Origin of the sequence: Methanohalophilus sp. (genome assembly GCF_030156785.1) — an archaeon.
Lineage (GTDB): Archaea > Halobacteriota > Methanosarcinia > Methanosarcinales > Methanosarcinaceae > Methanohalophilus.
The window spans coordinates 79,154-99,219 of the sequence record NZ_JASGLW010000004.1 but is presented as its reverse complement, the minus strand read 5'-3'; the positions used below and the strand labels follow the sequence as shown (position 1 = coordinate 99,219).

Below are 20,066 nucleotides of genomic sequence, written 5' to 3'. Positions count from 1 at the left end.
TGAAAAACAAAAGAGAAAGGGTTTAAAAATGACATCGCTTATTAGTAATTTTGTACCAAAAACTGAATTTGAATCATACGATGATTTTTACCAAAATTTCAAGATCCATATCCCTGAAAACTTTAATTTTGCTTATGATGTCGTAGACATCTATGCTAAAAAGCAACCAAATAAGAAGGCTCTTGTCTGGTGCAATGACAATGGTGAAGAGAAGATTTTCACATTTGCTGACCTGAAATATTACAGTGAAAAAGCTGCTAATCTTTTCAGCAAATATGGTATCAAAAAAGGTGATGTGGTAAAACTAATCCTTAAAGGTCGGTATGAGTTTTGGATAAGCATACTGGGGTTACACAGGATTGGAGCCATTGCCCTTCCGGGATCACATATGTTAACAACGCGGGATCTTAGATACCGTATTGAAAAAGCAAAAGTAAAAATGATAGTCAGTGCTTCTGACGAAGGTTTGCTGGACTACATCGATGAAGCACATGAAGACTTCAAAGATATACTCAAAACTAAGTTTGTAATCGATCATGATCGCCCGGGCTGGATAAACTTTACCGAGGAACTTGCAAAATCTCCTGATGGCTTTGTACGTCCGGAAGGAGATGAGATGACACAAAATGAAGATATATCTCTCATGTATTTTTCTTCCGGCACTACCGGTTTCCCAAAAATGGTTCAACACGATTTTACCTATCCATTGGCGCATATAGTCACAGCTGGATATTGGCAAAACGTAATGGATAACGGTTTGCATCTCACTGTTGCTGATTCCGGCTGGGCAAAATGTGCGTGGGGAAAAATCTACGGTCAGTGGATTTGCGGATCGGCAGTTTTTGCTTATGATTATGAACGTTTTGATGCTAAAAACATGCTGGAAAAAGCAAGCCACTATAAAGTAAACAGTTTTTGTGCACCACCCACCGTCTATCGTTTCCTTATCAAAGAAGACATGAGCCAGTATAATTTCAGCAATCTAAATTACTCTGTGGTTGCCGGCGAACCACTAAACCCTGAAGTATATGAAAGATTCCTGGAATATACCGGACTTAAACTGATGGAAGGATATGGTCAGACAGAAACCGTAGTGGCGATTGCAACCTATCCATGGATGAAACCAAAACCCGGCTCTATGGGAAAACCCTCCCCAATATACAAAATTGAATTGATGCGTTCTGACGGAAAAATTGCGGATGTCGGGGAAGAAGGAGAAATAGTAATTGACATATCCAAAGGTAAGCCCCTTGGTTTATTTACTGGGTACCGGGGTGATCCTGAAAGAACCAAAAAGGTCTGGCACGATGGTTATTACCACACCGGAGATCTAGCGTGGAAAGATGAAGATGGATATTTCTGGTTTGTAGGAAGGGGAGATGACATTATCAAAAGTTCCGGATACAAAATCGGCCCATTTGAAGTTGAAAGTGCATTAATGCAGCATCCAGCGGTTTTAGAATGTGCCATCACCGGAGCCCCTCATCCTGTGAGAGGTCAGGTCGTAAAGGCAACTATTGTCCTTACGAAGGAATATAAAGCAAGCGAAAAACTCAAGAAAGAATTGCAGGATCATGTAAAGAAGATTACAGCTCCATATAAATATCCACGAATTATAGAATTTGTTCCAGAACTTCCTAAAACTATAAGCGGAAAAATACGCAGAGTGGAAATTAGAGAGCATGATAGTAAAGGGGAAGAAAACTGATTTATAGGTACTTTCCTTTTTCGTCAATGAAAAAGCATCATAAATTATGAGTTGATTTCATGAAGGAACAAAAAGCGGAACCTTATCCTTTAATTAATGTTCTTGAATGCAAAGGCTGTGGCAGATGCATTGCTGCCTGCCCGAAAAATGTGCTAATCATGAGTGAAGAGCTAAACAGAAGAGGCTACCATTATGCTCAATATAAGGGAGAGGGTTGTACCGGATGTGCCAATTGTTATTACACATGCCCGGAACCTCTTGCAATAGAGGTACACATCCCCATCAAAAAGAGGTGCTAAAAAATGGCAACACAGTTGACAAAAGGCAATGCTGCAGTGATAATAGGTGCATTATACGGAGGATGTGACTGCTATTTTGGTTATCCTATAACACCGGCAAGTGAAATTCTTCATGAAGCCTCCCGTACTTTCCCAAAACTGGGACGTAAATTTGTACAGGCAGAATCCGAAGAGGCTGCAATAAATATGGTATATGGAGCAGCAGCAGCAGGTCACCGGGTAATGACTGCATCTTCCGGACCGGGTATAAGCCTGAAACAGGAAGGAATATCCTATCTTGCAGGTGCAGAGCTTCCCTGTGTTATTGTTGACATTATGAGAGCAGGTCCGGGGTTGGGTAATATTGGACCGGAACAGGGAGATTATAACCAAGTGGTCAAAGGCGGAGGACATGGAAACTATCAGAATATAGTTCTTGCACCCAATTCAGTACAAGAAATGTGTGATTTTACAATGAAAGCTTTTGAACTTGCAGAAAAATATCGCAACCCTGTAGTTGTGTTGGCTGATGGTGTATTGGGACAAATGGTTGAACCCCTGAAATTCCCTGAATCTGCTGTTGAACCGGTGATTGATACTTCATGGGCTGTATGTGGTAATGAAGAAACCTACAAAAACCTTGTAACTTCTATTTTCCTTGACTTCAATGAGCTTGAGGATTTCAATTACAGGCTTCAGAAAAAATATGAAATTATCAGGAAGAATGAAGTTGATTTTGAGGGATATCTGCTATCGGATGCTGAAATCGTACTTGTGGCTTATGGTATAAGCAGCCGCATCTGTCGCTCTGCAGTTGAACTTGCTCGCAATGAAGGAATCAAAGCAGGTCTTTTCAGACCAATAACACTGTTTCCATTCCCAGAAAAAAAGCTTGTTGAACTGGCAGAAAAGGATGTTAAGTTTATTGCGGTGGAAATGAGCAATGGCCAATTGCAGGAAAATGTAAAACTTGCCATAGGTTCCAAGAGACCTGTGGAACTTGTAAACCGTATGGGAGGCAATCTCATAACAATGGACCAGATCCTAAATAGAATAAGGAAACTTGCAGGCAGAGGAGAATAAAAATGGAAGAAAAGGTTATCAAGAAGCCAAATTCGATGTATGATGAATTTACACGGAAGGGAGGTGCAGCACCGAAAGCTACGCATTATTGTCCTGGGTGTGGTCATGGAATCATCCATAAACTTATTGCAGAGGCAATTGACGAACTTGATATACAAAAGCGTTCTGTGGTTATAAGCCCTGTGGGATGTGCCGTTTTTGCTTATTACTATTTTGATTGTGGCAATCTGCAGGTAGCCCACGGGAGAGCTCCGGCAGTAGGTACCGGCCTTTCCAGAGCCGAAGGGAATGCAGTTGTTATATCCTATCAGGGTGATGGTGATCTAGCATCCATAGGTCTGAATGAGACAATCCAAACTGCAAATCGCGGAGAAAAAATGGCTGTTATTTTCGTGAACAATACACTTTATGGAATGACTGGCGGTCAGATGGCACCTACTACACTTATCGGTGAAAAAACAGTAACATGTCCAACAGGTAGGGATCCCAGATTTGCTGGATATCCACTTCATATTTGTGAACTTCTGAATACTCTGGAAGGTCCTGTATTTATTGAGAGAGTATCAGTTTCTGATATATCTCATATCCGTAAGGCGAGAAAAGCAATCCGAAAAGCTCTGGAAATCCAGAGGGATGGTAAAGGTTATGCATTTGTAGAGGTGCTTGCGCCTTGTCCAACTAATCTGAAGCAAAATGCAGAACAGAGTGCTAAATTTGTTAACGAGGAAATGGAAAAGGAATTTCCTTTAGGCAACTTTAGAGACCTCACAAATGAAAGGGAGCCTCTACCACACCTGATTAGTGATTATTCAAAGGAAAGTATCGATAATCTCTATAAGATTGATAGTTCTGCCTCTCCGGATGCGGTGGAAGATCCTGAATTTACACCCGTACTTACAAAAATAGCAGGTTTCGGAGGACAGGGTGTACTGAGCATGGGATTAATTCTGGCCCGAGCCGGTTGTCATGCGAAGCGTTTTACTTCATGGTATCCTTCATATGGTCCTGAACAGCGGGGAGGGACATCTAACTGTTCAGTGGTTATTTCGGGGGAAGCTATCGGATCACCGGTTGTTTATGAATCCGATATTTTGATTTCTATGAATCTTCCATCACTGGAAAAATTTGCCTCAGATGTCAAAAAAGGAGGATTAATTCTTTATGATTCCACTGTCGGGAATTTTGAAGCACCCACTGATGTAAGAGCTATAAATGTGCCTGCCACACAGATCGCAAAAGAAGGTGGCTCTGAGAAGGCAGCAAATACCGTAATGCTTGGGGTACTGATGCATCTCGGGGTTACAAGGCTTAGTATGGAGAATTATGTGGCAGCCATTGAGGAAACTTTTAAAGAAAAAGAAAAGCTCATATCTTTCAACCAAAATATGCTCAAAGCCGGAGCAAAGTGGGCCATGGAGAACCTTTAAAAATAGTCTTTAAAAGACGTTCTCGTATGCAAATTCCATTCATCATGGATATAGAGAAACGCAGTTATCCTGAAGTAATCACTATTACATTACATCAGGCTTTGTGGTAAATTGAAATAACAAAAACACAGTTGTTATCTGAGGATAACTATATAGTTTCTTTAGAATCCATAATGGAATCGAAACTTACGGATGCTTACATATTTCAGAAAACTATAATAGGAGGGATCTCCACGAGATCCCACAAATTATTCATTCTGCCAATGGATTTGATTTTGAAGCTTTATCATCTAGAAAAAGGGATTCAAAGGTACCCTTAAACTTGTCAAAAACGCTTCCACCTTTGTTGCTGTCTTCGTTTCCCCTACACAACCTGTCAAATTCCATAAGGGCTTTTTTCTGTTCTTTTGTCAGGTTTGTGGGGGTTTTAACAACAACCTTCACAAGCTGATCTCCCTGTCCGTGACCATGAAGATGGGGCATACCCTTTCCTTTTAACCTCATGATGGAGTGTGTTTGAGTTCCTGGTTTAATATTCATTCTTACTTTACCATAAAGTGTAGGAACTTCCACACTTCCGCCAAGCGCAGCCTGTGCGAAGCTAATAGGTTGTTCGAAGAGAATATCATCACCAATTCTCTCAAACATATCGTGGGGTTTCACATGCAATACAACATAGAGATCACCTGAAGGAGCACCAGGTGAGCCTTCTTCACCTTCTCCAGCAACTTTTAATCTCAGACCGGTATCGGCACCCTTTGGGATTTTGACTGCAATTTTCTTAGTTTTCCTAACTTTTCCTGAGCCATGACATTCCGGACAGGGAGATGCGATAACTTTTCCAGTACCATGACACTGGTCGCAGGTAGTGGTAGTCATAAAGCGACCAAAGGGTGTATTCCGGGAATGGGTCACCTGCCCGGTTCCATTGCATTTGGAACAGTTGATCGGAGAAGTCCCTGCCTTTGCCCCGGTACCATTACATGCTTCACAATTTATAGTACGAGGGACTTGAATTTGGACACTGTCACCAAAAGCTGCCTGTTCTAGAGTTATTTCAAGATCGTAGCGAAGATCGGAACCCCTTGTTGGCCTGCGGTGTGTACTCCTCTGATCTCCAAATCCACCAAAACCGCCGAATCCTCCAAAGCCACCTCCAAAGATATGCTCAAGAATATCCTCAAATCCTCCGAAATCAGCAGTCCTGAAAATGTCCTCAGTTGAATACCGGCTATCAATGCCAGCATGCCCAAACTGATCATACTGTGCTCTTTTTTCCTTATCGGAAAGGACAGCATAAGCTTCCGATATTTCTTTGAATTTCTCCTCGGCATCTGGCTCTTTGCTTTTATCAGGATGATGCTTCATAGCAAGCTTACGATAAGCTTTCTTGATCTCGGATTCCGAAGCGTCTTTTGGAACACCAAGGATTTCATAATAGTCCCTTTGCGTAGACATGGTGGATTACCTCAAACAGGGATAAAAATAAAGAATTACAGGGATAAAAAGTTCCCTGTAAAATTACTTCTCATCGTCTACTTCTTCAAAGTCTGCGTCAACTACAGTTTCATCGGATCCGGTAGATCCTTTGGCAGCAGATTCAGATGATGCTGATCCTTCTGCTTGTGTTGCTTCAGCTTCCTGCTGAGCTTTCTGGTACATAGCAGCTGAAACTGGATACAATGCTTCCTGAAGGGCTTCAGTCTTGGCTTTTATGTCCTCCAGATTGGAACCTTCAAGAGCAGTTTTTAGTTCGGCTGAAGCAGATTCAACTTTGGACTTCTGCTCTTCGGTTGCAACATCCCCTGCCTCCTTGAGAACTTTCTCAGAAGAACTTATAAGGGATTCAGCATTGTTGCGAATCTCAATTTCTTCCTTTTTAGCCTTGTCCTCTTCAGCATGAGCCTCCGCATCCTTGATCATTCTTTCAATTTCTTCTTCTGAAAGACCACCTGGTTTCTGGATGGTAATGGATTGTTCCTTACCTGTTCCAAGGTCTTTTGCACTTACATTGAGGATACCATTGGAATCAATATCAAATGTAACTTCAATCTGTGGCACACCACGTGGCGCAGGAGGAATTCCATCGAGAATAAACCGTCCTAGAGTCTTGTTTGCAGACGCAATGCCACGTTCTCCCTGAAGTACATGAATTTCTACGGATGTCTGGTTATCAGCAGCTGTTGAAAATATCTGGCTCTTCTTTGTTGGAATAGTAGTGTTACGTTCAATTAGCGGAGTTGCAACACCTCCAAGCGTCTCGATACCAAGGGTTAGAGGGGTTACATCCAGAAGCAAGACGTCATTGACTTCTCCTGCAAGGACACCTGCCTGAATGGCAGCTCCGAGAGCAACTGCTTCATCTGGATTGATATTCTTATAAGGATCTTTTCCAACAACTTCTTTCACAGTCTTTACGACAATGGGCATTCTTGTGGAACCGCCGATAAGAAGCACTTTGTCAATATCAGCAGGGCTCAATTTTGCATCGCTAAGAGCCTGTTTCATACAGTCAATTGTCTTATCGATGAGATCTGAAGTCATCTTCTCGAACTGAGCCCTTGTGATGTCAAGATCAATGTGTTTGGGCTGCCCATTGGCATCTGCGGTTATAAAGGGAAGGTTTATATTGGTTGTTAACACTCCGGATAGCTCAATCTTTGCTTTCTCTGCGGCATCTTTCAGACGCTGCATCGCGGCTCTGTCTGCCGAAAGATCAATACCTTCTTCCTTTTTGAATTCGCTTACGATGTATTCAACAATCCTGTTGTCAAAATCATCTCCACCAAGATGCGTGTCTCCACTTGTTGAAAGAACTTCAAATACTCCGTCTCCAAGCTCAAGAATTGAGACATCAAAGGTTCCGCCACCCAGATCATAAACAAGTATCTTGTGATCTCCGTGTTCCTTGTCAAGACCATAGGCAAGGGCTGCTGCAGTTGGTTCATTAATGATCCGGAGAACTTCAAGACCGGCGATTTTTCCAGCATCCTTTGTAGCCTGCCTCTGAGAATCATTAAAGTATGCAGGAACAGTTATTACTGCCTGGGTTATTTTTTCACCCAGATAACTCTCTGCATCCTCTTTCAGTTTCCTGAGGATCATTGCAGAAATTTCCTGGGGAGTATAATCTTTTCCATTTAGCCTTACCTTGTAATCAGCTTCACCAATATGACGTTTGATGGAACTTACGGTGTTATCAGGGTTTGCTATCAGTTGCCTTTTGGCAAGCTGCCCCACAAGTAACTCCCCTTTTTTGGAAAATCCTACGACTGAAGGAGTTGTTCTTCCACCTTCTGCATTTGGAATAACAGTAGGTTCCCCACCTTCTATCACTGCCATGCATGAATTTGTAGTTCCCAAATCAATTCCAAGTATTTTACCCATGTTAATTACCTCTTTGAAAATTGTTAATATGATTATTACTATTGTTATACATTTCGATTTATCTTATCAGGATAATCAATCTTTGGAGTTATCCTGATCTTGATCTTGATCTGAAGGGTTCTGGCAAACCGTAACCATGGCCGGACGAATTACCTTGGAGTTAAACTCGTAGCCGGGTCGGCAGATTTCTACAATGGTATTGTCAGGGTACTGATCACTTTTCACGTGATGCAATGCCTCATGTAAATGTGGATCAAATTCTTTCCCTTCACATTCGATTTTCTTCAAGCCTTCTTTCTCAAGAATGGAGATAAGTTGTTTGAATATCATTTCCACTCCATTGATCACGGATTTAACGTCTTCAGCATCCCTGAAAGAGGTTAAGGCTCTCTCAAAATTGTCGCATACTTCCAGAAGATCAAGAATTATGTTTTCAAGCGCATACTTCCTGAAATCATCCATTTCACGTTTGCTTCGCTTCCTGAAGTTGTCAAATTCAGCTTTCTGGCGCAACAGTTGTTCCTTTAATTCCGAAACTTCCCCCTTTTTCTCTTCAAGAAGAGCTTTGACAGTCTCAATTTCATCTTCATCTGCTACGGAAGAGTCTGGCGTCTCTGGTGTATCGCTTGTTTTATCGGTTTGTTTCTTTCTTTTGGATTTGCATGCCATTACGAATATCTCCGTAAGCTTAAAGTGTAATACAATGGTTTTGATTGAATGTACTTCTATAAATAGTTTGCGGTATCGTGTGCTTTACTGATAGTTAGAATCAAGCCTGTAAGACAAAAATTTGAGAATCAACATGCTTGCAATCATACAAACCGCAAGAGCAGACACCAGATTTTCCCAACCAAGTGCAAGAAAAGCATCTGTAAAAGCAAAGCTTATCCCCCCAAAAAAGGATAGCAATGCAAAAGTTGCAATTACAGAAATAAAAGCCCCTCCAGCCAGGGAGCCAATTTGATCGGCACCTCTTTTCTCAAAGAATACAGATCCAATAATGAAAATTACCGCAAAAATAAGCAGCACCAATGCTAATGGAATCGGACTGACTTTAGTAGAAACCATTTGCATAATTCCCATTGCCATACCGATCATAAAAATTGCCATGGCAAAGGATAAACCTATTGCCTGAAAGAATGGGTTATTTGATAGTTCCATATCCATCCCTCTCGGGATAAAATTTGTATTGATAGTATATATTCTTAATCAAGAACGAATAAGCCATATATCCAATAACGGAAGTTAAGCAAACATGAAAATTCTCATCTCCGAATACGCAACTAGCATCGGTATGGATGGCACATACCTCATAGAGGGAAAAGCCATGCTTCAATGTCTTACGGCATCCTTTGAAAATGCGGGACATGAAGTGATTTATACCTCCGCAAACATTCCCATTGAGTGCGGAGTAATGAAGCTATGCAATGAAGAAAATCTCATGGGATCACTTGAAGATTTATCCATGAAATGTGATGCTGCACTTGTCATTGCACCGGATGACTATTTAGCGGAACTTACTGAAGTTGTGGAAAAGAACACAATCAATCTTGGTTGCAGACCTGAAGTAATCAACAAGTGTGCAGACAAACTTGAATGTAGCCGTATACTTGAAGAGAACGGCATACCTTCACCAAAAACTGTTGCCCAGCAGAAGGGAATGAACGCTGAAATAAGATACGTTGTAAAACCAAGATTTGGATGTGCCTCCGAAAATGTTTCAATTGTCAATGGCACAGAAAATCTCAAGGATGGATATATTGCAACTGAATATATGGAGGGAGAGCAACTCAGCGTAAGCCTTGTTTGTTCTGACTCAATACTCCCATTGACAATTAACAAACAGATAATCGAAATCGTTGAAAATAAAAAAAATGCGTGTATTAATTATAGAGGAAGCGTAACTCCATATGTAACATCACGCAGGGAAGAAGTTATCAACACAGCAATAGAAGCTGCTCGAGTACTTGGTTGCCGGGGATATACAGGAATTGATATAGTGCTTGCGGAAAAACCTTATGTTATAGATATTAATCCCAGACCTACGACTTCTCTGGTCGGAATTAAGCAAATATTGAAAACGGAAATTGCAGAACTCCTGCTACTTGCAAAGGACAATAATTTACCTGAATCAGTAGTAGTGGAAGGAACTGTTACTTTCACTAAAGAGGATCTGAAATGAACATAATTGGAATCGATATTGGAGGGGCAAACACAAAAATTGCGTCGTCGGACGGAATAACTGCCGAACTTTATTATGTACCTCTCTGGAAAGAAACATCTCTACCCCAAGTCCTTAGAGATGTCGTCAAAAAGCATAACCCCGATAAGCTTGCGGTTGTCATGACAGGTGAATTGGCAGACTGCTATGAAAATAAAGATGCCGGCGTAGAGGAAATCGTAAATTCTGTGGAAGAAAACTTTGAAGGCGACACATACTACATGACTGTTTCCGGAGATTTTACCACTGAGATTTCAGAACCCCGCAGGCTGGCTGCTGCCAATTGGGTTGCTTCTGCGCGGTTAATTGGAATGGAAGTGGGAAATGCTATTTTTGTGGATATGGGAAGTACAACCTGCGACATAATCCCCATCAAGAATGGAAAACCCGTTGCCCATACAACGGATACCGAGAGGCTGGCAAATGGGGAACTCCTATATGAGGGAATATTGCGAACTAACATAGCAGCTGTTCTGGACAGGATAAATATTGAGATAGGCAATTGCAGGATTTCTTCGGAGCTTTTTGCAACGACCGCTGATGCATATCTTTTACTGGGGAATATTGATGAAGAGTCCTATACATGTGAAACGGCTGATGGAGGAGGAAAAACTGTTGAGGACGCTTCCCGAAGACTTGCGCGTGTTGTATGCGCAGACCTGAAAGACATCTCTTCAGAAGATGTTAAACAAATCGCTCTTGCTATAAAGGAAAAGCAGATCAAGGAAATTCAGGACGGAATCCGTGAAGTTGCAAGGAAACATCACATTGATACTGTTGTGTGTGCAGGATTGGGGGAATTCCTGATAGCAGAAGCTTGTGATAATATGGATATGGAATATTTTTCCATTGCACAGCGATGGGAAAATAATATTTCAAAGGTTTTTCCTGCTTATGCGGTGGCAAAGCTACTTGAGATGGAGCTGGAAGCTTAATGATGGAAAAAACTGTAATCAAAATCGGCGGAAGCTTAATTGAAGAAGCCCCACAGCTCATGAAACATATTGCTGACAAAAGGAAGTTGTTTGAAAAAAAGATACTAATTATCCCGGGCGGAGGAATGTTTGCCAACTTCATCCGGGAAGCAGACGACAAGCTTAAACTGAGTTCTGATTCAAGTCATTGGATGGCAATTCTCGCAATGGAGCAGTATGGGTATTACCTTGCTGAAAAAGCAGATGTTCCTGTGGTAGCGTCTCTTGAAAACAATAACCATCCACTCTCAATATTCCTTCCATATTCTTTCCTGAAAGAACATGATCCTCTTCCACATTCATGGGATGTTACGTCTGATACGATTGCAGCTTTTTTCGCAGCACAGACAAATGCGGATTTTGTCAAGGTAACTGATGTCGACGGGATTTTAGTGGATCAGAAACTTGTAGACGAGATATATGCGAAAAAACTCTCCAGTATGGAAAAAACATGCGTTGACATCTCATTTCCAGATTATCTCAATGAGAAAAGAATGGATTGTTTTGTCACAAACGGAAAATACCCTGATCGGCTGCTTGATTACCTGCAGGGAAAAAAAACGGTTGGAACCCTCATCAAGGGGAATATTTAAATGTAATATTGATTATGTACTCAAACCGTCATACTTACCATTTTGTTAACATTATTAATAAAAGGAGACAGAGGATGAAAGTAGTAGAAAAATGTACCTCCTGTGGCATCCAGTTGAAAGAGAAAGGATTCGCAAGATTCCCCTGCCCAACATGTGGAACCGAACTCGGGAGATGCGTAAAGTGTAGAAAACAGAGTAACCCTTATACTTGTCCAAAATGTGGATTTGTTGGACCCTGAGGTATTAATTATGGGAGATGTTGCAGCAACAATAAAGATAATGCCGGAAAGCGTTGACACTGACCTCGACGCTATCAAGGAAAAGATAGTAGAAGTTTTACCTGAAGGTGCAGAACTCTATGGCTCTGAAATAGAGCCTGTTGCCTTTGGTCTTAAAGCTCTCAAAGTAGTAATTCTAGTTGGTGACCTTGAAGGAGGTACCGAATCAGTTGAGGAAGCCATCAACAACATTGATGGTGTTGAGAGTTTACAGGTAGTTGAACTCGGAAGGCCTGTCTGAGGCTTTTCCAACGTTTTTTTATTTTTTAGGGCTTGTAGATCAGGGGAAGATCGTTACGTTCGCAACGTAAAGGCCGCGGGTTCGAATCCCGCCAAGTCCACTAAAAAGTTTTGATAGTTCAGAAGATGTCGTGTTTTTATTATCTGAATTGCGTCCATTCTAATATGTACATTACTATAGAAAATGAAGTGTAGAGGCATTTTTCCTACTTTGTCGAAGGCGGATTAAACATCTTCAAAATCATGTTTTGGAATTGTGAACCCATACTGCTCCAATATTGAGCGACCTTTTTCTCCCGTGACAAATCTACAAATATCTGAGATTCTATCGGGTGCTGGGTTGATGTAACTACAGCTATGGGATAGTAAATAGTTTCGCTCACTGGTACAGAACTTACTATTTCTATAGTGTCCGGTGTTGCAGTATTGACATCTGTTATGAAAACAAATCCGGCATCAACTTCTCCCCTCTCTACATAAACCAGTGATTGTTTTACCGTGTCACCTATTATCAATTTATGTTGCACGCTGTCCCATAAGCTTTTTCAATCAGCGATTGTTTTGCATACTTGCCCACAGTTGAAGCTTCGGGATCTGTATATGCTATTTTTTGTACTTCAGGATTTGAAAGATCTTCTATGGTCCTTAGGTTAAGAACATTGCCCTTTGGAACTATTAACACAAGGTAGCTCCCTGCAAAGTCTTTCCGGGTATCGTTATAAACGAAACCATTCGAAGCCAGAATGTCCATTTGTTCTCGGTCTGCTGGAGCGTACACATCGATGGGTCTTCCTTCTATTTGCATTCTTAAAGAACCAGCATTTGCAAAATTCATGATGAGGTCAATATCTGGATTCTCAGCTTCAAACTCTTTTTCTATATCTGTGAAAGCTTCAACCAATACCGCAGACACAGATATTCTGATGGTGATAGGTTTCCTGTTCGTCATAATCTGAATTAGTTAAGAAAGCCAGAAGAGCTATGACAATAATGATTGCTGTAGTAACCACAAGTAAGGTCTGATTCTTTTTATCCATTGAAATTACCTGTTTTTTGATTAGATTTTATAATTTAGTTAAAAACGCTATCAACTGCGTTAGGTATTGGTGAACCAAACGGTAATTAGTTACTGCAACTATATATAGTTTGCATAATATGCGAGCATCTCAACATTATTCGCTTCCTTGGAGATACACTCAACTCTACCTTGTGGATCTGGATTCTACGTGGAAAGTTAAACAAGATTCAAAAAACTGAATGGGAAGGAAAAATTAGATGACTTGGTAGTCTCTACCTCAAAAACATTCCAAAACCTAAAATATGTCTCACGCCGTATTTCTAATTATGAGTTTGATCATTGAAGAACTTGTTAAATCGCTCGATTCAAAACAGGCAGCTTACGTAAACCTTGACCTTCCTGAACCAACAAATGGAGAATATCTTCTCGGGGTTTTTCATCTTGTGCCCGGAGGAAAACTGAACATACTTCAGGCGGCAGCCGAGATTGCAGCAGAATCATCCACAGGTACAAACTTCAAAGTAAACACTGAAACTCCTTTTTCCAGAACCATGAATGCGCTGGTTTATCAGCTTGATCTTGAGAAGAATCTGGTCTGGATTGCCTACCCTTGGAGACTTTTTGACAGGGGGGGAAATGTCCAGAACATCCTTACTTACATAGTAGGAAACATTCTCGGCATGAAAGAGGTATCCGCATTAAAACTGCTGGACGTTTGGTTCCCACCATCCATGCTTGAGCAGTATGACGGTCCCAGCTACACAGTGGACGACATGCGCAAATACCTTGATATCTATGACAGACCGATTCTAGGTACCATTGTCAAACCAAAGATGGGACTTACCTCAGCAGAATACGCTGAAGTCTGCTACGACTTTTGGGTAGGTGGCGGGGATTTCGTCAAGAACGACGAGCCCCAGGCAAATCAGGACTTTTGTCCATACGATAAGATGGTAGCCCATGTCAAGGAAGCCATGGACAAAGCCGTTAAGGAAACCGGAAAGAAGAAAGTCCACTCATTCAATGTATCATCAGCCGACTTTGACACCATGATCGAGCGGTGTGAAATGATTATCAATGCCGGCTTTGAACCCGGAAGCTATGCTTTCCTCATTGACGGCATTACTGCCGGCTGGATGGCGGTTCAGACCCTCAGGCGCAGGTATCCTAACGTATTCCTGCACTTCCATAGAGCGGCGCACGGTGCCTTCACCAGACCCGAAAACCCACTGGGATTCTCAGTACTTGTCCTCTCCAAATTCGCACGATTAGCGGGTGCCTCAGGAATCCACACCGGAACCGCCGGTGTTGGAAAAATGAAAGGCACTCCTGAGGAAGATGTTGTTGCAGCACATGGGATCCAGTATCTCAGATCAGAAGGCCATTTCTTTGAGCAGGCATGGTCGAAGATCATGGAATCAGACAAAGATGCCATCAATCTCGTAAACGAAGACATGGCGCATCATGTAATCCTCAAAGACGATAGTTGGAGAGGCATGAAGAAATGCTGTCCCATCGTATCCGGAGGTCTCAACCCAGTAAGGCTCAAACCCTTCATTGACTTAATGGGCAACGTAGATTTCATCACAACAATGGGTTCAGGAGTTCATGCACATCCCGGCGGTACCCAGTCAGGTGCAAGAGCACTGGTCCAGGCATGTGAGGCATATCTTAAGGGCATTGATATCCATGAATATGCTAAAGACCACAAGGAACTGGCAGAAGCCATTGAGTTTTTCTCAGAGGATTGATGATGATTCATGTGTCAGTATATATGTTCCTGACCTCTCCTCTTTTTATTTTTATCCTCTGTTTTTGTTCATAACATCTGGTACAATTTGTTTTTTATACTTTTCATATCAATTTTAATGAACTTATTTTTATTGTTTTTTTGTGAACTTGTCGGATTGGTTGGAGGGAACATACAAAAATATTCTTCAAACCAGACTTGAAGGGCAAAGCTCGCTAATCTTACAAATCCCACATTTTGGCTTGCGGGCATCGCAAACATTGCGTCCGTGTAGGATGAAGGTCATGGAAAGATCATCCCATTCTTCCCTGTCGGTGAGTTGCATGAGGTCTTTCTCAATTTTTACAGGGTCCTTGTTTTTGCTCAGGCCCAGTCTTCCCGAGAGGCGTTTGACATGAGTATCAACTGCCACACCATCGATGATCCCAAAACCCCTTGCAAGTACAATGTTAGCAGTCTTACGGGCAACTCCCGGAAGCGTTAGCAGGTCTTCCATGTTGTCTGGAACTTCACCCCCAAATTCAGTGATTATTATTTGTGCACTCTCCCTGATGTGCTTTGCTTTGTTGCGGTAGAATCCCGTTGAATAGATTTCCTTCTCAAGAGCTTCTTGATCGGCGTTGGCAAAATCTTCCACAGTCCTGTACTTTTTGAAAAGCTTCTCGGTAACCATGTTCACCTGTGCGTCAGTACACTGGGCAGAAAGAATAGTTGCTATGAGCAATTCAAGCGGGTTACTGAAATGAAGGGCGGCTTGCGGGTTGGGATATTCTTTTTTCAGAATCTCCCAAATGGCGGGAAAATTGGAGCGGTTATCGGGGATCATGCTGCTAACATACGTGTTTTGCGACTATAAAGATATGGGGTGGCGTTTCCCGATACATGTATTGGAAAAAGTGTCACATATAGAAAATTAGGTGGACCTGAAAATAGAAGTAGAATAAATAATTTGAACAGGAAATGAGTTTTAAAATCCTTCTACTCTCTTTTAATTTCAAGAATGCAGAATCTCTTATAGATCATCTGGAGATGTTTAAAAAGAAAAGATTTCGGGTTTATTCCAACCCGAACTTAACAATATTTTCGTCAGCAATTGCCTGGATCTTCTTGAGTTCCTCGTCGCCACCTTCCTTGGTAAACAGGTGTTTGAACCTGCGCTGCATTTTGAGGTAATCCTCAACAGGTTTTTTCTGCTTGCCGATTTTCTTTACAGAGGTGATCTCACCATTTTCCATTTCGTATAATGGCCAGAGACCGGTTTGGACTGCAAGCTTGGCAACTTCCACAGTCTTGGAACTGTCGAATCCCCATCCTGTTGTACACGGTGCATGTGCGTGAATATAGGTAGGCCCTTCCACATCAATGGCTTTTTTGATCTTTTTGATCATGTCCTTTGGGTAACCGAGTGAAGTTGTTGCTATGTATGGTGCACCATGTGCAGCCATTATTGCAGGCATATCCTTCTTTGGACGTTTGTTACCAAAAGAGATAGCACCTGCAGGACTGGTGGTTGTGGATGCATCATAGGGTGTTGCACCACTCCTCTGGACACCAGTGTTCATGTATGCCTCGTTATCAATACATACGTAGGTTATGTCATGACCTCTCTCAAATGCACCGGAAATTGCACGCATACCGATGTCAATGGTACCCCCATCACCGCCGATTGCGACAACCTTAGTGTCATCTTTGCCCATTGCCTTAAGTGCAGCTTCAATACCCGAAGCCACAGAAGCGGCATTCTCAAACAATGAATGAATCCACGGAACACCCCATGCAGATTCAGGGTAAGGAGTGGTCATAACCTCAAGACATCCAGTCGGGGAAACGACAATACAATTCTCACCTGCGGCCATCAGGGTGAACTTGGCCACCATTGCGTCACAGCAGCCTGCACATCCCCGGTGTCCCGATTTAAACAGGAAATTCATAGCAATTCCTCCTTCAAGTCAGCATACTGGCTCTCAACCGATATGCCTGATTTCATAACATTTACGGCATCATCAATGATCTTCTCAATAGTACTTAACGGAATGTCACGACCGCCATGACCAATCATACGTCCGATAACCGGCACATCAATGCTGGTGTTGTAAAGGCTTGCCTTTGTCTCAGTGAACAAAGCACCCTCATTAAGACCGAGTGAGATATTCTTGTCAATTGCAACAACGACTTTTGCATTCTTGATGGCGTTGCGGATAGCTTCCACCGGGAAGGGACGGAAGGCTCTGACCTTAAGCAGACCGACCTTAACACCCTTTGCCCTGAGCTTATCAATTGTTTCTTTGATTGTTCCAATGACAGAACCCATTGCCATCAGGATAATTTCGGCATCTTCGGTTTCATATTCATCAATAAGACCGCCATAGTAACGACCAAATGTCTTATAGAAGTCATTTGCAGCTTCCTCAACCTTACCAAGTGCATTGTCCATTGCTTTCTGCTGGAGATATCTAAACTCGGTGTAGCATTCCGGATCAGCAAAAGAACCAAAAGTCATCGGGTTTTTCGGATCGAGTTTGTACTCTGGCTCATACGGAGGAAGATATTCATCCACGAGATCCTGTTCAAGAAGCACCAGGGGTTCATACACATGGGAGAGAATAAAACCATCCATACATGCCATAACAGGAAGCATGACATCCTTATCCTCTGCTATCTTGTATGCCTGTGCGTGCATGTCAGATGCTTCCTGGAGATCTTCTGCATAAAGCTGTATCCAGCCTGTGTCTCTCTGGGAAATTGAGTCCTGCTGATCGTTCCAGATGTTAATGGGAGCACTGACAGCCCTGTTGGCAATTGTCATGACGATGGGAAGCCTCATCCCGGATACATTGAAAAGTACCTCATGCATAAGTTCCAGACCCTGTGATGTGGTAGCAGAGTAACATCTTGCACCTACTGCGGAAGAGCCTACAAGTGCGGAAAGAGCAGAGAACTCGGATTCCACATTGATATATTCACAGTTTGGAATCTCGCCATCTGCAATGAATTGTGACAGATCTTCCACAATGTGTGTCTGTGGAGTAATCGGGTATGCTGAGATGACATTCGGTTTGCACACTTTTACGGAATGAGCAACCGCATATGAGCCTTCCACAACATCCATCTTGTCTTTGTTAAGATCACGAATAACTGCCATTATTTCTCCTCCAGTACCATGGATATTGCTCCCTTTGGACATTCATTGGCGCAAATCCCACACCCCTTGCAGAAATCATAGTCAAACTGGAAGTATCCATCTTCTCTCTCAAGTACTGACATGTCGGGGCATAATAGTTCACACAATTTGCATTTGACGCATTTGTCATAATCGTACACCGGCCTGAATGTCCTCCATCCGCCAGTTTTGTTTATGCGGGTAGAGCCCGGATCACAAACTCCGCCAACCCTTATGCTCATCATGCATCACCTCTTATCTGGTTGTAAGCTTCAATCAAAGCCTCTGCGTTTTTGTCCCCAATCTTGCCAGGGAACCTTTCCTTAACTGCACGCACAATGGAGTCTGGTTTTATTTCGCCGGTAGCCCCTGCAAATGCGCCCAGTAAAACAGTGTTAACAATAGGCCTGCCAATAATATCAAGAGCAACTTTCGTGGCGTTTACAGTCATAACTTTTGCATTTGTCTTAAGGTCAAATTCTTCAGGGTCAAACTCACTGTTAATAATAATGACACCCGTGTCCTTGGCACCTTTTACAACATCCACAACTTCAAGCAGAGTGGGATCCTGAACAATTACGTAATCGGGTTCGTAAACCTGGCTTCTGAGTCTTATAGGAACATCACTTATGCGAGTGAATGCCTGAACAGGAGCACCACGCCTTTCCACACCGAATGCTGGGAAAGCCTGACTAAACTGGCCATCTTCAAAAGCAGCAACCGCTAACAACTCAGCAGCAGTTACTGAACCCTGTCCTCCTCTTCCGTGTATCCGAATTTCTTTCATGTTAACTCTCCACAATAATAACGGGAATTAGATTGAATATAAATCAGAGCCACAACACACATCAAAAAATGTTAGGGACTCATATCCTCAATGTTTAATTGTGTACAATCATTATTACTATTTAGTCTTTCGGTGAATATGCGAATTACAAATATCCTTAAAAGAGATTTTTAGACTGCACTCATCGTTTAAGGTATATTGTTGCATAGCCTTCGAAGATTGTCCAGAATTACCTGAGGATCCCTTACACCTTGCAACGATGAACGTATTTTTCTTGAACCCCTAAAGCCCTTCAAAAACCATGCCGTATGTGCCTGTAAATTCACATGGGACATAAGATCAAACTCCTCAAGCAACTGGAAATATTCTGAAAGGCAGAGCAGTTTCTCTTCAAAGGACGGCGTCTGAACAATTTCACCATTTTTGAGATAACATTTTATTCGATGGAATATTTCAGGGTCACCCAGTGCAGCCCTCCCTATCATCAAAGCATGGCAACCGGTATATTCAAGCACATCTGCTGCTGTCTGGCCATTTACGATGTCTCCGTTTGCAATAACAGGAATTGAAACCTCCTCACAGATCCGACGTGTGAATTCGTGATTTGCAATCCCTGAATATCCCATACTGGCAGTGCGGGCATGAACAGCCAGAGCACTGGCACCTGCGGATTCAATTTCGCGGGCAATTTCCAGTGTCGCATCAATGCTGTCAAGAATACGAATTTTTGAAGTAACCGGGATGTCGATAACATCAGAAACTGAACTTATGATGGAATGTACTTTATCTGGAAATGACAGTAGAGCCGATCCTGCTCCGCAGCCTCTGATTGCCGGTGAAGGGCATCCCAGATTAATATCAATGCTTGAAGGTCTAAACTTATCCACAAGAATTACAGCAGCTTTTCTCATTGTTTCCGGTTCACTGCCAAAAAGCTGTATCCCGTAAGGACCTTCGTTATCAGCTTTTTCAGCTCTCCTAAATGCTCCCGAATTGTCGTGCACTATTGCATCTGCATTCACCATTTCAGTAATGCAATAGCTGGCGCCATACTTTTTACAAAGTACCCTGTACGCCCTGTTTGTAACATCAGCCATTGGGGCGAGAATTAAATTCCCCTGAAAAAATGTTTTTCCCGCTTTCATAACTTCCTCATTGAAAA

At 42.2% G+C, this 20,066-nt stretch carries 23 protein-coding genes and 1 tRNA gene; 11 read left to right on the top strand and 13 right to left on the bottom strand.

Annotation, left to right across the window (positions count from 1 at the left end):
- Positions 1–28 precede the first annotated feature (28 nt).
- The 4 genes from PWQ49_RS03390 to PWQ49_RS03375 are packed head-to-tail and all read left to right on the top strand — an operon-like array spanning position 29 to position 4,496.
- Positions 29–1,708, top strand: a complete 1,680-nt coding sequence (locus PWQ49_RS03390) for an AMP-binding protein (RefSeq protein WP_300607818.1) — start codon at positions 29–31, stop codon at positions 1,706–1,708.
- A gap of 59 nt (positions 1,709–1,767) precedes the next feature.
- The gene (locus PWQ49_RS03385; protein WP_300607815.1) at positions 1,768–2,007 is read left to right on the top strand and encodes a 4Fe-4S dicluster domain-containing protein; all 240 of its coding nucleotides are present in this window, start codon (positions 1,768–1,770) and stop codon (positions 2,005–2,007) included.
- 3 nt (positions 2,008–2,010) lie between these two features.
- Positions 2,011–3,069: a 3-methyl-2-oxobutanoate dehydrogenase subunit VorB gene (locus PWQ49_RS03380; RefSeq protein WP_300607814.1), complete on the top strand. Its 1,059-nt coding sequence runs from the start codon at positions 2,011–2,013 to the stop codon at positions 3,067–3,069.
- 2 nt (positions 3,070–3,071) lie between these two features.
- Positions 3,072–4,496: a 2-oxoacid:acceptor oxidoreductase family protein gene (locus PWQ49_RS03375; RefSeq protein ID WP_300607811.1), complete on the top strand. Its 1,425-nt coding sequence runs from the start codon at positions 3,072–3,074 to the stop codon at positions 4,494–4,496.
- A gap of 252 nt (positions 4,497–4,748) precedes the next feature.
- Here the strand turns inward: PWQ49_RS03375 and dnaJ are convergent, their stop codons facing one another.
- The 4 genes from dnaJ to PWQ49_RS03355 all read right to left on the bottom strand — a co-directional run bounded on the left by dnaJ (position 4,749) and on the right by PWQ49_RS03355 (position 9,044).
- The gene (dnaJ, locus tag PWQ49_RS03370) at positions 4,749–5,954 is read right to left on the bottom strand and encodes a molecular chaperone DnaJ (protein WP_300607808.1); all 1,206 of its coding nucleotides are present in this window, start codon (positions 5,952–5,954) and stop codon (positions 4,749–4,751) included.
- Positions 5,955–6,017: 63 nt separating this feature from the next.
- The gene (gene dnaK / locus PWQ49_RS03365) at positions 6,018–7,883 is read right to left on the bottom strand and encodes a molecular chaperone DnaK (RefSeq protein ID WP_300607805.1); all 1,866 of its coding nucleotides are present in this window, start codon (positions 7,881–7,883) and stop codon (positions 6,018–6,020) included.
- Between the two features lie 75 nt (positions 7,884–7,958).
- A complete protein-coding gene (gene grpE, locus PWQ49_RS03360) occupies positions 7,959–8,552 on the bottom strand; it encodes a nucleotide exchange factor GrpE (protein WP_300607803.1) in 594 nt (197 codons plus the stop codon).
- A gap of 84 nt (positions 8,553–8,636) precedes the next feature.
- Entirely contained in the window at positions 8,637–9,044 is a 408-nt protein-coding gene (locus PWQ49_RS03355) for a heat-shock protein (RefSeq protein ID WP_363321800.1), read from the bottom strand.
- Positions 9,045–9,138: 94 nt separating this feature from the next.
- Between PWQ49_RS03355 and PWQ49_RS03350 the strand changes: the two genes are divergently transcribed.
- The 6 genes from PWQ49_RS03350 to PWQ49_RS03325 all read left to right on the top strand — a co-directional run bounded on the left by PWQ49_RS03350 (position 9,139) and on the right by PWQ49_RS03325 (position 12,290).
- Positions 9,139–10,065, top strand: a complete 927-nt coding sequence (locus PWQ49_RS03350; RefSeq protein ID WP_300607798.1) for an ATP-grasp domain-containing protein — start codon at positions 9,139–9,141, stop codon at positions 10,063–10,065.
- Positions 10,062–11,039 carry a hydantoinase/oxoprolinase family protein gene (locus PWQ49_RS03345; protein ID WP_300607795.1) on the top strand — a complete coding sequence of 326 codons (978 nt, stop codon included), beginning with the start codon at positions 10,062–10,064 and terminating at the stop codon, positions 11,037–11,039. Before PWQ49_RS03350 ends, PWQ49_RS03345 begins: the two co-directional genes overlap by 4 nt.
- Complete coding sequence (locus PWQ49_RS03340; protein ID WP_300607792.1) at positions 11,039–11,671, top strand: amino acid kinase; 633 nt, start codon at positions 11,039–11,041, stop codon at positions 11,669–11,671. The genes PWQ49_RS03345 and PWQ49_RS03340 overlap by 1 nt, the downstream gene beginning before the upstream one ends.
- A 74-nt stretch (positions 11,672–11,745) precedes the next feature.
- Complete coding sequence (locus PWQ49_RS03335) at positions 11,746–11,910, top strand: HVO_2753 family zinc finger protein (RefSeq protein ID WP_300607789.1); 165 nt, start codon at positions 11,746–11,748, stop codon at positions 11,908–11,910.
- 10 nt (positions 11,911–11,920) lie between these two features.
- Positions 11,921–12,190, top strand: coding sequence for an elongation factor 1-beta (locus PWQ49_RS03330; protein ID WP_300607786.1), 270 nt, complete (start codon positions 11,921–11,923; stop codon positions 12,188–12,190).
- A gap of 28 nt (positions 12,191–12,218) precedes the next feature.
- A tRNA-Ala gene (locus PWQ49_RS03325) sits at positions 12,219–12,290 on the top strand.
- A gap of 105 nt (positions 12,291–12,395) precedes the next feature.
- Here the strand turns inward: PWQ49_RS03325 and PWQ49_RS03320 are convergent.
- From PWQ49_RS03320 to PWQ49_RS03310, 3 genes are read right to left on the bottom strand one after another with little or no spacing between them, the layout of a single operon-like run.
- Positions 12,396–12,716, bottom strand: a complete 321-nt coding sequence (locus tag PWQ49_RS03320; protein ID WP_300607783.1) for a substrate-binding domain-containing protein — start codon at positions 12,714–12,716, stop codon at positions 12,396–12,398.
- The gene (gene modA / locus PWQ49_RS03315) at positions 12,701–13,090 is read right to left on the bottom strand and encodes a molybdate ABC transporter substrate-binding protein (RefSeq protein ID WP_300607780.1); all 390 of its coding nucleotides are present in this window, start codon (positions 13,088–13,090) and stop codon (positions 12,701–12,703) included. The genes PWQ49_RS03320 and modA overlap by 16 nt, the downstream gene beginning before the upstream one ends.
- Entirely contained in the window at positions 13,083–13,226 is a 144-nt protein-coding gene (locus PWQ49_RS03310) for a hypothetical protein (RefSeq protein ID WP_300607777.1), read from the bottom strand. Before PWQ49_RS03310 ends, modA begins: the two co-directional genes overlap by 8 nt.
- Before the next feature lie 307 nt (positions 13,227–13,533).
- Here PWQ49_RS03310 and PWQ49_RS03305 point away from each other — a divergent pair, with 307 nt between their 5' ends.
- Positions 13,534–14,958 carry a ribulose-bisphosphate carboxylase gene (locus PWQ49_RS03305; protein ID WP_300607774.1) on the top strand — a complete coding sequence of 475 codons (1,425 nt, stop codon included), beginning with the start codon at positions 13,534–13,536 and terminating at the stop codon, positions 14,956–14,958.
- A 186-nt stretch (positions 14,959–15,144) separates the two neighbouring features.
- On the opposite strand, the gene nth is transcribed toward PWQ49_RS03305, so the two are convergent.
- From nth to dusB, 6 genes are all read right to left on the bottom strand, one after another.
- The gene (gene nth, locus PWQ49_RS03300; protein WP_300607771.1) at positions 15,145–15,783 is read right to left on the bottom strand and encodes an endonuclease III; all 639 of its coding nucleotides are present in this window, start codon (positions 15,781–15,783) and stop codon (positions 15,145–15,147) included.
- Positions 15,784–16,012: 229 nt separating this feature from the next.
- Positions 16,013–16,888: a pyruvate synthase subunit PorB gene (gene porB / locus PWQ49_RS03295; RefSeq protein ID WP_300607768.1), complete on the bottom strand. Its 876-nt coding sequence runs from the start codon at positions 16,886–16,888 to the stop codon at positions 16,013–16,015.
- Positions 16,885–18,099, bottom strand: a complete 1,215-nt coding sequence (porA, locus tag PWQ49_RS03290) for a pyruvate synthase subunit PorA (RefSeq protein ID WP_300607765.1) — start codon at positions 18,097–18,099, stop codon at positions 16,885–16,887. Before porA ends, porB begins: the two co-directional genes overlap by 4 nt.
- Entirely contained in the window at positions 18,099–18,359 is a 261-nt protein-coding gene (gene porD, locus PWQ49_RS03285; RefSeq protein ID WP_300607947.1) for a pyruvate synthase subunit PorD, read from the bottom strand. Before porD ends, porA begins: the two co-directional genes overlap by 1 nt.
- Complete coding sequence (locus PWQ49_RS03280) at positions 18,359–18,904, bottom strand: pyruvate ferredoxin oxidoreductase subunit gamma (RefSeq protein WP_300607762.1); 546 nt, start codon at positions 18,902–18,904, stop codon at positions 18,359–18,361. The genes porD and PWQ49_RS03280 overlap by 1 nt, the downstream gene beginning before the upstream one ends.
- Before the next feature lie 188 nt (positions 18,905–19,092).
- The gene (gene dusB / locus PWQ49_RS03275) at positions 19,093–20,049 is read right to left on the bottom strand and encodes a tRNA dihydrouridine synthase DusB (RefSeq protein WP_300607759.1); all 957 of its coding nucleotides are present in this window, start codon (positions 20,047–20,049) and stop codon (positions 19,093–19,095) included.
- Positions 20,050–20,066: the final 17 nt, after the last annotated feature.